General features: G+C 33.5%; 15 protein-coding genes. All 15 read left to right on the plus strand.

The features are described from left to right. The first annotated feature begins 62 nt into the window (after positions 1–62). Positions 63–389 carry an acyltransferase gene (locus tag LZQ00_RS17035; RefSeq protein WP_234510455.1) on the plus strand — a complete coding sequence of 109 codons (327 nt, stop codon included), beginning with the start codon at positions 63–65 and terminating at the stop codon, positions 387–389. After that, complete coding sequence (locus LZQ00_RS17040) at positions 389–1,846, plus strand: hypothetical protein (RefSeq protein ID WP_234510456.1); 1,458 nt, start codon at positions 389–391, stop codon at positions 1,844–1,846. Before LZQ00_RS17035 ends, LZQ00_RS17040 begins: the two co-directional genes overlap by 1 nt. Then, positions 1,846–2,913, plus strand: coding sequence for a glycosyltransferase family 4 protein (locus LZQ00_RS17045; RefSeq protein WP_234510457.1), 1,068 nt, complete (start codon positions 1,846–1,848; stop codon positions 2,911–2,913). Before LZQ00_RS17040 ends, LZQ00_RS17045 begins: the two co-directional genes overlap by 1 nt. Next, positions 2,910–3,944: a polysaccharide biosynthesis protein gene (locus LZQ00_RS17050; RefSeq protein ID WP_234510458.1), complete on the plus strand. Its 1,035-nt coding sequence runs from the start codon at positions 2,910–2,912 to the stop codon at positions 3,942–3,944. Before LZQ00_RS17045 ends, LZQ00_RS17050 begins: the two co-directional genes overlap by 4 nt. A gap of 27 nt (positions 3,945–3,971) precedes the next feature. Next, positions 3,972–4,394 (plus strand): WxcM-like domain-containing protein, encoded by a 423-nt coding sequence (locus tag LZQ00_RS17055; protein WP_234510459.1) that lies wholly within the window; start codon positions 3,972–3,974, stop codon positions 4,392–4,394. Next, positions 4,391–5,509, plus strand: coding sequence for an NAD-dependent epimerase/dehydratase family protein (locus LZQ00_RS17060; protein ID WP_234510460.1), 1,119 nt, complete (start codon positions 4,391–4,393; stop codon positions 5,507–5,509). The genes LZQ00_RS17055 and LZQ00_RS17060 overlap by 4 nt, the downstream gene beginning before the upstream one ends. A gap of 14 nt (positions 5,510–5,523) precedes the next feature. Continuing rightward, a complete protein-coding gene (gene wecB / locus LZQ00_RS17065; protein WP_234510461.1) occupies positions 5,524–6,663 on the plus strand; it encodes a non-hydrolyzing UDP-N-acetylglucosamine 2-epimerase in 1,140 nt (379 codons plus the stop codon). A gap of 2 nt (positions 6,664–6,665) precedes the next feature. Further along, positions 6,666–7,877, plus strand: a complete 1,212-nt coding sequence (locus LZQ00_RS17070; RefSeq protein WP_234510462.1) for a glycosyltransferase family 4 protein — start codon at positions 6,666–6,668, stop codon at positions 7,875–7,877. Beyond that, the gene (locus tag LZQ00_RS17075; RefSeq protein ID WP_234510463.1) at positions 7,870–8,475 is read left to right on the plus strand and encodes a sugar transferase; all 606 of its coding nucleotides are present in this window, start codon (positions 7,870–7,872) and stop codon (positions 8,473–8,475) included. The genes LZQ00_RS17070 and LZQ00_RS17075 overlap by 8 nt, the downstream gene beginning before the upstream one ends. Position 8,476: 1 nt before the next feature. After that, positions 8,477–9,487, plus strand: a complete 1,011-nt coding sequence (locus LZQ00_RS17080; RefSeq protein WP_234510464.1) for a 3-oxoacyl-ACP synthase III family protein — start codon at positions 8,477–8,479, stop codon at positions 9,485–9,487. 12 nt (positions 9,488–9,499) lie between these two features. Next, positions 9,500–9,730: an acyl carrier protein gene (locus LZQ00_RS17085; RefSeq protein WP_234510465.1), complete on the plus strand. Its 231-nt coding sequence runs from the start codon at positions 9,500–9,502 to the stop codon at positions 9,728–9,730. 4 nt (positions 9,731–9,734) lie between these two features. Then, entirely contained in the window at positions 9,735–10,472 is a 738-nt protein-coding gene (locus LZQ00_RS17090; RefSeq protein ID WP_234510466.1) for an SDR family NAD(P)-dependent oxidoreductase, read from the plus strand. Next, the gene (locus LZQ00_RS17095) at positions 10,450–11,094 is read left to right on the plus strand and encodes an acetyltransferase (protein WP_234510467.1); all 645 of its coding nucleotides are present in this window, start codon (positions 10,450–10,452) and stop codon (positions 11,092–11,094) included. The genes LZQ00_RS17090 and LZQ00_RS17095 overlap by 23 nt, the downstream gene beginning before the upstream one ends. A 192-nt stretch (positions 11,095–11,286) precedes the next feature. Continuing rightward, entirely contained in the window at positions 11,287–12,423 is a 1,137-nt protein-coding gene (locus tag LZQ00_RS17100) for a DegT/DnrJ/EryC1/StrS family aminotransferase (protein ID WP_234510468.1), read from the plus strand. A gap of 210 nt (positions 12,424–12,633) precedes the next feature. Further along, positions 12,634–13,416 (plus strand): polysaccharide biosynthesis/export family protein, encoded by a 783-nt coding sequence (locus LZQ00_RS17105; protein ID WP_234510469.1) that lies wholly within the window; start codon positions 12,634–12,636, stop codon positions 13,414–13,416.

Genomic DNA, 13,416 nt, shown 5'->3' on the forward strand with positions numbered 1-13,416 from the left:
TTATAGGAGATCGAGCATATTTTTTTGCTTCGATTAATCACATATATATAGGTAACAAAGTTATGTTTGGACCGAATGTTACCATTAGAGGAGGAAATCATGGTTCACATATTGTTGGTAAATATATGTTTGATTATGTAAATGCAGACAAACTGGAAACAGATGACCAAGATGTATTTATTGAGGACGATGTATGGGTTGGTACGAATGTAACAATCTTAAAAGGTGTAACGATTAGGAAAGGAACAATTATTGCAGCAGGAAGTGTCGTTGCAAAAAGCACAGAAGAATATGCTGTTTATGGGGGTGTACCAGCACGGAAACTGAAGCCTAGATTTACAGATGAAGAATTGACGCAACATAAGGATTTATTAAATTTGAAGAACTAATGAAAATTAAACACTACGTTTTTGCTATATTTTTTTTTATTATAAATTGGTGTGGGGCGGCGGCTCAAGAAAAATCAGTATGGTTTTATCCATGGGAAACAGATCCTGCTCAGTTGGTAAATGATAATAGTGAATTTATCCCAGTGAATAAAAATGGTATTAATTATAGAATCGTACGAATTGATAAATTCGAAGGATCTATAATTCAATCAATCCAAAATAGTAATAGCCAATTGGACGTTTCAGTCTCGGAATTACCGCTTGTCAAAAATTATAAGGGGACAAATATCATTGATCCGGTCTTACCTATTGGATCCAATTATCAAATGGACAAGACGGTTCCTAATTCCTCTAAATATTTTTTGATTCGCTTAAAAGGGAAAATAGAAGGGAAACAAAGGTTTAGTATTACAATTAAAACAGACAAAGTATCTTACACAATTGATAATACAGCCATAGTTAGTGATAAAACATTTGCTCGTAACTTAAATTTAAATGTGTGGGCATATTTTGATTACAACTTTATGTTAAAAGGAGCTAGTAACGAGATGGAAAATCTTCAAGCTTTAGGCGTAGACGTTTTGTTAATTCCTCCTTATGTATTACCTCATGTCAGCGATGTCTCAAAACCTAATTCCTTGATTAAATATTTAAAAGGATCCGAAAAGAAATTCAAGTATTACATCATATATTTTGGTGGATTTCAAGCGAAATCAAATAGTTTTTGTTCCACTGATTGGTTTGCAAGCTATAGCAAATGGATTCGAAATTTGACTACGGAAATGAATGGACTAGGGATTCGACAGGATCAGATTCTCCTTTATCCAATAGATGAGCCTAAAGGTGATAATATTAAGAAACTAAATGATATCATCAATTTTAGTAAATCACAAGGTATAAAAAGTGATTTTTTTTCAACAGCAGAAAATAATATTGCATTAAGCAATATGGAATTGGTTAAATATGGACAATTACATACAGGAGCAGGTCAACTTGAGAGTTCAAAAATATCTCGTCGGGCACTAAGTGGAAATAAGACCTGGATTTATGAAACAAGATTTGGAAGATCAAGAGATCAATCTCCTGTTAATTATTTAAGACTAGGCTGGAAAGCTACGCAATTAAATGCTTCTGGAATTGGTTTGTGGAATTATTGTGACGTGCAAAATGCATATTCCTCTGTTCAACAAAACTTAATATTAAAAGGAACTCCTTCTTGGGCTATAGTACCTTCAAATCCTGGTTCTGATTATTCTTTAGTTTACCGAAAAAATCAATCATTATACTCTAGTATAAGAGGCGAGGCTTTATTCTCAGCATTAGAAGAAGAGTTTTGGTTAAAATTGTATAAAAATAAAAATGGAGATAACGCAACAAATATATTGATGAATAACTTGATATCAGGTAAAGTCTCATATGTTGATATGGAAGTAATTAAATGTAAACTGGTCAATTAATGAAAAAGATATTATTAATATCACCATTACCCCCACCAATTGGGGGAATTGCAAGTTGGACAGTTAATATTTTAAACTATTTTAATGAATATTCAAATCCAGAATATAAACTGTTACATTTAAATAGTTCTATGAAGTTTCGTAGCATTACATCTGTTTCAATCTTCTCAAGGATATTGTATGGTATTTTGAATTTTATTATATTTTTTGTTAAGTTTCTTTTTAATATTCTAAAAAATCCAAATATATGTCATATTACTTCAAGTGCTTCTTTAGGTTTATGTAAAGATTTGGTGTTTGTATTGATATGTAAGATTTTTGGTATTCGAACCGTTATTCATTATAGATTTGGTCGTATTCCTGATTTGGAGAAGCAAAAAAATTGGGAATGGAAACTTCTACGAACGATCAATCGTGTTGCTAATCATGTAATTGTATTAGATGCTCGAAGTTTATCTACATTGATGAGATATGGCGATAATATTTCATTAATTGGGAATCCGATTTCCCCTGAACTTATGATTTTTAAGGACAAGTATACTAAAGAAGAAAATGACAATCTATTATTCGTTGGACACGTTACACGTAAGAAAGGTATTTTTGAACTTTTTAATGCTTTGGAAGCAATTAAACCTAATTGTGAGACTTACATCGTCGGACCTTTTGAAGAAGGTGTAAGGAGTGAATTAGAACAAATATATAACTCCAAAGATAAAGTTACATTCCACGGGGCTTTAACGAAAGATCAGGTTTATAAAATGATGATTGAGTCCAAGATGTTGATTTTACCATCTTATACTGAAGGTTTTCCAAATGTAATTATAGAGGGTATGGCACTGGGTTGTGCTATAATTGCTACGTCTGTTGGGGCAATTCCAGAAATGTTAGGTGAAAATCGAGGTCTTGTAATTCCTCCTAAAGACATAGATAGTCTTACAAAATCAGTTGAAGTGTTGTTACATAATGATGCAATGAGAAATTCACTATCTGTCAATGCAGAAAAGTATGCATTGGAAAATTATTCGATGGAAAGTATCGTTAAAAAATTAGAAAAAATTTGGTTATGAAAATTAAAGATAAAATTTTATTAATTACAGGAGGCACTGGTTCATTTGGAACAGCTGTGTTAAATCGTTTTTTGCAAACGGATCATTTTAAGGAAATTCGCATTTTCTCACGTGATGAGAAAAAGCAAGATGATATGCGCAACCTTTATAAAAACGATAAGATCAAATATTATATCGGAGATGTACGTGATTATTCTTCAGTAGAACCAGCTACAAGAGGAGTGGATTATGTTTTTCATGCCGCTGCGTTAAAACAAGTTCCTTCATGCGAGTTTTTTCCGATGCAAGCGGTTAAAACTAACGTAGAAGGTACACAAAATGTTATTCGTGCTGCAGCTTCAAATGGTGTGAAAAAAGTGATTTGTCTATCCACAGATAAGGCCGCTTATCCCATTAATGCGATGGGAATCTCAAAAGCAATGATGGAGAAAGTAGCAGTAGCTGAAGCTCGTAATTTGACAGATACCGTCGTTTGCCTGACCCGTTATGGTAATGTAATGGCCTCAAGAGGATCCGTAATTCCATTGTTCTTAAATCAGATTCAAAAGGGAGAGCCGATCACGATAACGGATCCAAATATGTCCCGCTTTTTCATGTCTTTAGAAGATGCTGTTGATTTGGTTTTATTTGCCTTCGAACATGCTAACCCTGGAGATTTATTTGTCAATAAAGCCCCCGCTGGTTCTATTGGCGATTTAGCAAAAGCTTTAATTGAATTGACGGGAAAAGAAGTGCCCGTGAAAATTATTGGAACTCGCCATGGAGAAAAACTGTATGAAACGCTTTGTACCCGTGAAGAAATGATGAAAGCAGAGGATATGGGAGATTTCTATCGTGTTCCTGCAGATAATAGAGACTTGAATTATGCGAAGTATTTTTCTGAAGGAGAGCAAGATGTTTCGAAAATTGAAGATTATCATTCTCATAATACGGAACAACAAGGTGTGGAGGGTTTAAAAAAATTAATTTCGACCTTACCCTTAATTAAGAAAGAAGTATTTGGTGAAGACGTTATACAATATCCATATTAGTTTTAAAGCTTTTATATTAAAAATAGAATGATAAATTTTATAACTGGGGGAATCGCTAAGGATACAAGAGGTCAAATTCGTTTCGTGAATGATTTTGATATGTCTTTGGTCAAAAGATTTTATATCATCAAAAATGTAGACTTAACACTTGTTAGAGGGTGGAGGGCACATCGCATTGAACAACGTTGGTTTTACTTGCTTTCAGGTTCTTTTGTGATTGATATTGTGAAAATTGATAATTGGGAGACAGCCGCTGCAGATTTATCTGTTGAACGCTTGGTCTTGAAAACCGATGAAAATCAGGTGTTACATTTATCTACAGGCTATGCAACAGCTTTTCAAGCATTAGAAGAAAATTCAGAATTATTGGTTTTTTCAGATTATGGGATAGAAAATGCACCTAAAGATGATTACACTTATCCCTTGGATTATTTTATAAATAGAAAATGATAAAAATTGGAATTACAGGCCAAAATGGTTTTGTCGGTAAACATTTATTCAATACTTTAGGATTGTATCCAGAAGAATTTGAAAGAATTGATTTTAGAAAGGACTTCTTTGAAAATATTCAAGAGTTGGACGCTTTTGTTGCAAAATGTGATGTAATAGTACATTTGGCAGCTATGAATCGCCATGAATCAGAACAAGTAATTTATGATACAAATATTGCACTGGCTGAAAAGTTAATTGATGCCTTAAAAAGGACTAATTCGCAGACACATGTATTAATTTCATCTTCGACTCAAGAAGAACGTGACAATTTATATGGGAAATCTAAAAAAGAAGGTCGACAAGCGATTGTTAATTGGGCAAATGATCATGGAGGAAAGGCAACGGGTTTAATTATTCCTAATGTATTCGGTGCTTTTGGTAAACCTTTCTATAATTCTTTTGTTGCTACATTCTGTTATCAATTAACACATGGTGAAACACCGGCAATAGCTAATGATGGAGAAGTAAAGCTTATTTATGTACAGGAACTTGTTGATCAGATTATTCAAGCGATTCGATCTAACGTGAGTATTCCGGAATTATTTATAGAAGCTACGTCTACTAAAAAGGTTTCTGAAGTTTTAACATTGCTAAATGATTATAAAACAAAATATTTTGATGGTGGTGAGATTCCTATAATCAATAATTCTTTTGAACATAATTTATTTAACACCTATCGTGCTTATATCGATCATAGTATACATTTTCCAGTAAAGTTCACACAGCATATAGACCCTAGAGGAGCATTTGTTGAGGTTATTCGTTTGGGTATTGGTGGCCAATGTTCTTTTTCTACTACTGTACAGGGAATTACACGGGGAAATCATTATCACACGCGTAAGATTGAGCGATTTGCTGTAATAAAAGGAAAGGCACTGATTCAACTAAGAAAAATCGGCACTGATGAAGTATTGGATTTTTATTTAAATGGTGATGAACCTGCTTATGTGGATATGCCGATTTGGTATACTCATAATATCAAAAATATAGGAGAGGAAGAACTTTATACGATCTTCTGGATTAACGAACCATTTAATCCAGAAGATGCAGATACTTATTTTGAAACTGTCTAATCGTTAAACATAAAATGAAAAAATTAAAAGTAATGACAGTCGTGGGTACACGACCAGAAATTATCAGATTATCACGGGTATTAACAGCTTTAGATGCTTCCGAAGCAATCGAACATGTTATTGTCCATACAGGTCAAAATTACGATTACGAATTAAATCAAATCTTTTTCGAGGATCTAGGTTTACGTAAACCAGATTATTTTTTAGAGGCGGCAGGTAAGACAGCGACAGAAACTGTTGGAAATATTTTGATTAAAATAGACCCCTTATTGGAAAAATTGAAACCAGATGCCTTCTTGGTACTAGGAGATACCAATTCATGTTTATGTGCAATTCCTGCAAAAAAACGTCATATTCCAATTTTTCATATGGAAGCTGGTAATAGATGTTTTGACCAGCGTGTTCCAGAAGAAACCAATCGCAAGATTGTCGATCATACTTCAGATATCAATTTAACATATTCTGATATCGCGCGTGAATATTTATTGCGAGAGGGGTTGCCGGCAGATCGAATTATCAAAACAGGCTCGCCAATGTTTGAAGTCTTGAATCATTATTTACCAGAGATCAATGCTTCAAAAGTATTAGAAAAATTGAACCTAGAAAAAGGAAAGTTTTTTGTTATTTCTTCACACCGAGAAGAGAATATTAATTCGGAAAAAAATTTTCGAGGATTAATGACCTCTCTAAATGCGATTGCTGAAAAATACCAATATCCGATCATCGTATCTACTCACCCACGTACACAGAACATGATCGATAAAATGCAAATTGAAATGCGTTCAGAAATTCAATTTCTGAAACCTTTGGGTTTTCATGATTACAATGCGCTACAAAAAGATGCTTATGCCGTATTATCCGATTCAGGAACGATTTCTGAAGAATCTTCTATCTTGAATTTCCGAGCTTTGAACATTCGTCAAGCACATGAACGACCTGAGGCAATGGAAGAGGCTTCTGTTATGATGGTAGGGTTATCCCCAGAACGCATTTTGCAAGGCTTAACCCAAGTGTTACAGCAAGAGGTGGGAACCCATAGAAATTTTAGATCTGTGGCTGATTATTCTATGCCTAATGTTTCTCAAAAAGTGGTTCGGATTATTATTTCCTATACGGATTATATTAAGAGGACTGTATGGTCTGAAGAAATTTAGGTATGAGAAAGAATATTATTTTTTTAACGTTGGTGGAGATAAATTCTGTTGAAGAAAGAGGAATTTATCAAGATTTATTACGAAAGTTTCGAGATGAAGGACATGATGTTACCATAGTAACTCCTGTTGAACGTCGTAAAGGAATAGCAACTAATTTTAAGCAGAAAGAAGGAATATCTATTCTTGAAGTTAAGACTTTTAATATTCAAAAAACTAATATTATTGAAAAAGGTATTGGTACGATAGCAATCGAATACCAATACCTTTTTGCTATAAAGAAGTATCTTAGTAATAAGAAATTTGACCTAATTTTATATTCGACTCCTCCTATTACTTTTGGAAAAGTAATTCAGTTTATTAAAGCAAAAGATGCTGCTTATAGTTATCTACTACTGAAGGATATCTTTCCACAAAATGCTGTTGATATGAAGATGTTGAAAAAAGGGGGATTGATTCATTCTCAATTTCTTAAAAAAGAGAAAAAGTTATATGAAATTTCAGATTTTATTGGCTGTATGTCTCCTGCCAATGTTGCTTTTGTCCTCAAGCATAATCCAACTATAGATGCTTCTAAAGTGGAGGTTAATCCAAATACTATAGAACCTATTTCATTTTCATATTCAACTGAAGAGAAGAATGAGATACGTAAAAAGTATGGTATACCTATATGGAAAAAAGTTTTTGTTTATGGAGGGAATTTAGGAAAACCGCAAGGATTGGATTTTCTGTTGCAAACTATTAAGGAAATAAAATATGATAATATCTTCTTTTTAATTGTTGGCGATGGTACTGAGTTTGCAAAAATGAAAAAATGGTTTGATGAATACCAGCCCGGAAATGCTAAATTATTGCAAAAATTACCAAAACAAGATTATGATAAATTGTTAGCATCTTGTGATGTTGGTTTGATTTTTTTAGATAGGAATTTTCAGATACCAAATTTCCCATCGCGTTTATTGTCTTATTTAGAGATGAAAATGCCCGTTATTGCGGCAACTGATCCAAATACCGATATTGGGGATATAATTGAACAGAGGAATTGTGGCTTTAAAGTTCATTCAGGAAATATAGAAGAGATGGACGTTGCAATCAATCAATTATTAGATGAGGATTATTTAAAGCTCCTTGGCAATAATGCTGAGAAGTTATTACTTACAGAATATACGGTAAGTCGGTCTTATCAATTAATTAGAGAAAAATTAAATCATGTATAAAATTTTTTTTAAACGCTTTTTCGATTTTTTTATAGCTTTTGTTGGCTTATTGGTTTTGTCGCCAATTTTTATTGTCGTTACAATTGGATTGTACTTCGCCAATCAAGGTAAACCTTTCTTTTTACAAGCGCGTCCAGGGTTGAATGAAACAATCTTTAAGATCATCAAATTTAAGACCATGAATGATAAGAAGGATAATGATAACAATTTGCTTCCAGACGCGGACCGCCTGACTTCAATTGGGGCTTTTGTACGTAAAACGTCCCTAGATGAGATACCTCAATTGATTAATGTCTTGAAAGGTGATATGTCTTTAATTGGCCCACGCCCTCTATTACCGGAATATCTTCCCTTGTACAATTCAACCCAAGCACGACGCCATGAAGTAAGACCTGGTATTACTGGATGGGCACAGGTTAATGGAAGGAATGCCATTTCATGGAAACAAAAATTTGATTTCGATGTTTGGTATGTGGATAATCTTTCAATAATTATAGATACAAAAATATTATATTTGACTATAGTAAAAGTGGTAAAACGAGAAGGTATTTCTGCCGAAGGCGTAGTTACTGCAGAAGCATTTAAAGGAAATAAATAAAATGGGAGCATCAATTAAAGGAATAGAGTTTTACTTACCAACTAACAAAGTTAGTAATAAGGATCTTTTAGCGAAATTTCCAGATTATGATTTTGATAAATTTGAAAAGAAGGTTGGTATAAAGAATCGATATTGGGTGTCCGAAGAGGAAACAGCATTAGATTTAGCTGTAAAGGCGTGTTATAAGCTTTTCGCTAAGATCGAAAAGGATCAAATTGACTATGTGATTTATTGTACACAAAGTCCAGAGTACTTTTTACCAACTACGGCATGTATTTTGCAGGAAAGGCTGGGATTACCAACTAATGTTGGTGCTTTTGATTATAATTTAGGGTGTTCAGGATATGTTTATGGTGTAAGTTTAGCTAAAGCTTTGATCGAGAGTGGGCAAAGTGAACATGTTCTTCTTGTGACGGCAGAAACTTATTCTAAATATTTGCATCCAGACGATAAATCAAATAGAGCTATTTTTGGCGATGGTGCAACGGCCACATTAATATCAAAAGATACAATCGATGGTTTGAAAAAATTTTCGTTTGGTACAGATGGAAGTGGGGCAGAAAAATTAATCATCAAGAATGGTGCGGGTAAATATGCGACTAATGTGGATGCTACTTTATTAACTTATGGAAGTAATAATCATTATACGGATAACCATCTTTATATGAATGGACCTGAAATTTTTAACTTTACAGCTGAAAATATACCAAATTTCACAAGTAAAGTATTGGAAAAGAATGATTTGCGGATTGATGATTTGGATTATCTAGTGTTTCACCAAGCAAATGCTTTTATGTTGGAATTTTTAAGAAAACGTGTAAAAGCAGAAAAGGATAAATTTTATATTGATCTTGAAGATGGTGGTAATACTGTCTCCAATACCATTCCTATTGCATTAAAGAGATTAGCTCAAAAGGCATCATGGAATGGAAAAGCTAAAGTGATGATTGTCGGCTTTGGTGTGGGATTATCTTGGGCAGGAGGGGTGATTGAAATTGATACAAACATATAAAATTTAGAAAATATGAAAGCGGAAATTTTTTTGGAATTATTAGTAGAAGATTTGGAATTACAGAATCCCTTAACATTAGCATCTAATCTGAAAGAATTAGATGAGTGGGATTCAATGACAGCAATGTTATTAATCGGAGTTGTTTCTAATGAGTTTGGGAAAACGTTAACAGCAGAAGACATTAAAGAACTGACTACTGTTCAATCTTTGGTAGATAAAATTGGAGTTCAACATTTTTCTTAATCGCATGCAAGAATTAAATCGCAACATTCTTGTAACTGGTGCAACATCTGGAATTGGAAAAGGAGTTGTTGAAGAATTGGTAAAAAATTCTAACAATATTGTTTATGGTATAGGTAGAGATGCGACTAAAGTGGAATCTTTACAAAGACACCCAAATTTTAGATTCATTACATTTGACTTATACCAGATTGATGAGATTGAGAATTTATTTAAAAGTAAGTTTTCTGATATTAAATTTTCTGGGTTTATACATTGTGCGGGTATCGAAGAAACGTTACCAATTACACTTTATAATCCACAAAAAGTAGAAAAGATCTTTCAGTTAAATGTTTTCTCGGCAATTGAATTGTTACGTTTTCTTTCAAAGAAGAAACATAGTGTTGATCAAGCTAGCTTTATATTATTGTCTTCTGTAATGGGAGAGTTAGGACAACCTGGTAAAATCGGATATTGTGCCTCTAAATCAGCAATTTTAGGTTTAGTGAAATCTCTTGCTTTAGAGCTATCCAAGAGAAAGATTAGAGTTAATGCAGTATCGCCAGGAATAGTCAATACACCGCTTACTCAATTATTATTTGAACAGGTTGATGCGGATAATGTGAAGCAAATAAAAGAAATGCATCCTCTTGGTGTAGGAGAAGTGGATGATGTTGTTGGTATGTTAACGTTTTTACTATCCGATCAGTCGAAGTGGGTTACTGGTCAAAATTTCAAAGTTGATGGCGGATATTCAATACAATAAAACAACTGTTACCATTATTGGTGCCGGCGGTTTGGCTCGAGAAGTAGATTCATGGATTACTGAAGACAGTACGACATCCTTTGAAGTTTGCGGGTTTTGGGATGATAATTTGAATGCATTAGACCATTATGGATGCGAAAAAAAAGTCTTAGGAAATCTTAATGATGAACGAATTTCAGGATTGATATTGATTGGTATTATGGACTGTAAATTTAAGCAAGAAGTTTATAAAAAACTTGAATTAATCCCAGGGGTTACGATTTCATCTTATATTCACGAATCTGTTATGATTGGATTAAGGTCTCAAATAGGGGTAGGCGTTGTCTTATTTCCTAAAGTGATTGTATCATGTGATGTGCAAATTGGAAAAGGTAGTTTTGTGAATTTAGGCACACAAATTGGTCATGATGTCATCGTTGGCGATTACGTCAGTATTATGCCACATGTTGATCTCGGAGGCGGGGTTGTCATTGGTGACAATGTGTTTATTGGTACTGGTGCTACAATTTTACCAGGTATTAAAATTGCATCAAATTCAAGAATTGGAGCTGGGTCTGTTGTAATTAAATCTATAAAAAAGGAGGGAACCTATTTTGGAAATCCTGCTAAGAAAATATTTTGATTTATAAGCTTATATAAAATATTGACATATTTAGAATAAATGGAAGAGCAACGGTGATTACTGAAATTCCTCAAATAATTTAATTTATGTTCTTAATAATTGGAAATTTGCATTAATGACTAAGTTTAGAGTTGATTTTTCAACTATTTGAATATCAGTATTAAATGTTTTTTGAATAAACATACAACTATCATGAAAAATAAAATATGGCTATCTTCGCCACATATGGGAGGAGGAGAGTTGAAGTACATCCATGAAGCATTTGATGCAAATTGGGTAGCACCACTAGGTCCTAATGTAAATGGACTCGAACAAGATCTCGCAACATTTTTAAATGAAAATGTACAAGTAGCAGCACTTTCAGCTGGCACTGCAGCACTACATCTGGCTTTAATAGAATGTGGTGTAAGAGCTGGTGATGAGGTAATTTGTCAGTCCATGACTTTCTCTGCATCGGCAAATCCCATTGCCTATCAAGGTGCCACACCAGTTTTTATAGATTCTGAAAAAGATACTTGGAACTTGTGTCCCGTTGCTTTGGAAGATGGTATTAAAGATAGAATCTCTAAAGGAAAAAAACCAAAAGCTATTATCGCTGTACATTTGTACGGAATGCCATTCAAAGTAGATGAGGTAATGGCTGTTGCAAATCGATATGATATCCCTGTTATTGAAGATGCAGCAGAAGCATTAGGTTCTACATACAAAGGAAAATCTTGTGGTACTTTTGGAAGATTCGGTGTATTAAGTTTTAATGGAAATAAAATTATCACAACATCAGGAGGGGGTGCATTAGTCTGCCATTCTGAAGAGGATAAAGAAAAAGCAGTTTTTTTATCAACGCAAGCTCGCGATGATGCCCCTCATTATCAACACTCACATATTGGCTATAATTACCGTATGTCCAACATCTGTGCAGGAATTGGTCGTGGACAAATGGAAGTGTTAAAATCGCGTGTGGATGCTCGTCGTAAAATGTGTGATTTTTACGTTGACTTGTTTAAAAATGTGGAGGGTATTGATGTTTTTGTAGCTCCAAATGCAGATTATTATTCCAATCATTGGCTATCTGCAATAACGATTGACGCAGCAAAGATTGGAATAACTAGAGAAGATCTAAGATTGGCTCTTTTAGCTGAAAATATCGAATCCCGTCCATTATGGAAACCAATGCATCTGCAGCCTGTTTTTGAAGGTGCACCTTATTATGGAGGTAAAATTGCTGAGAAATTATTTGAAAATGGATTATGTTTACCTTCTGGATCTAATTTGTCCGAAGATGAGCGAACTAGAATCACAGATAGTATTCAAAATACCTTAAAGAAATAGGTTACTATTTATGCTTTTTTGAAAAAATTGTATTAGTTTCTGTCATTTAAAGATTGAAAGTGGCTCGGTATTTGATCTATCGGTGTTTGACATAGATGTGATGAAATTTACTCTATTTCAGAAAGCCTAAATAATTTTTTTGTTATTAATTCAGCTTAAAAGAGTGAAATTCCATTAATTGAATAGTTTTTGATATAAAAAAATATAATAATGAATAACATCCATTTTCGAATTTTGAATGTTTTTCTAATCCTAGGAGTCATTCTGTCAATGAGCTCATGTGGAAGTAGGAAAAATATGGTCTATTTTCAACCTGATTCTTCAATAATTAATACCGTTTATCAACAGTCTGTTCCTAAAATCCAACCCGATGATATTCTCACGATATCTGTAACAGCTGCTGATCCCAAAGTGACTGCCCCATTCAATTTGACAAGTGCTATGTCCAACAGTAATATGACGCAACAAACAGATCTAGCTTTGAGACCAACATATACTGTTGACAATGATGGTGATATAATTTTCCCAATGTTAGGCAAAGTTCATATAGGAGGGTTAACTCGTTTAGAAGCTATTGAAGTTCTCCGAAAAAGATTAAGCACTTATATTAATGAACCTGGTGTAAATATGAACTTTAATAATTTTAGAATATCAGTTTTAGGAGAAGTGGCACGTCCAGGGTCATTTATTATGCCAACTGAACGAGTTTCTATTTTAGAGGCTTTAGGAATGGCTGGTGATATGACCATTCGAGGAGTAAGAAGTAATGTTGTTGTAATTAGAGAAGTAAATGGTACGAAAACTATCAATCGGTTAGATTTAACAAAACAGGATGTTCTGAATTCGCCTTTTTATTATTTAGCACAAAATGATGTGGTATATATTGAACCTAATAAATCTCAGATTAATAATTCTAAATTAGGAGCAAATACAAATATTATAATTTCGATTGCAGGGCTTCTTATTACCGTAATTTCAGTACTGACACGTTAA

It is taken from the genome of Sphingobacterium sp. SRCM116780 (assembly GCF_021442025.1).
GTDB lineage: Bacteria > Bacteroidota > Bacteroidia > Sphingobacteriales > Sphingobacteriaceae > Sphingobacterium.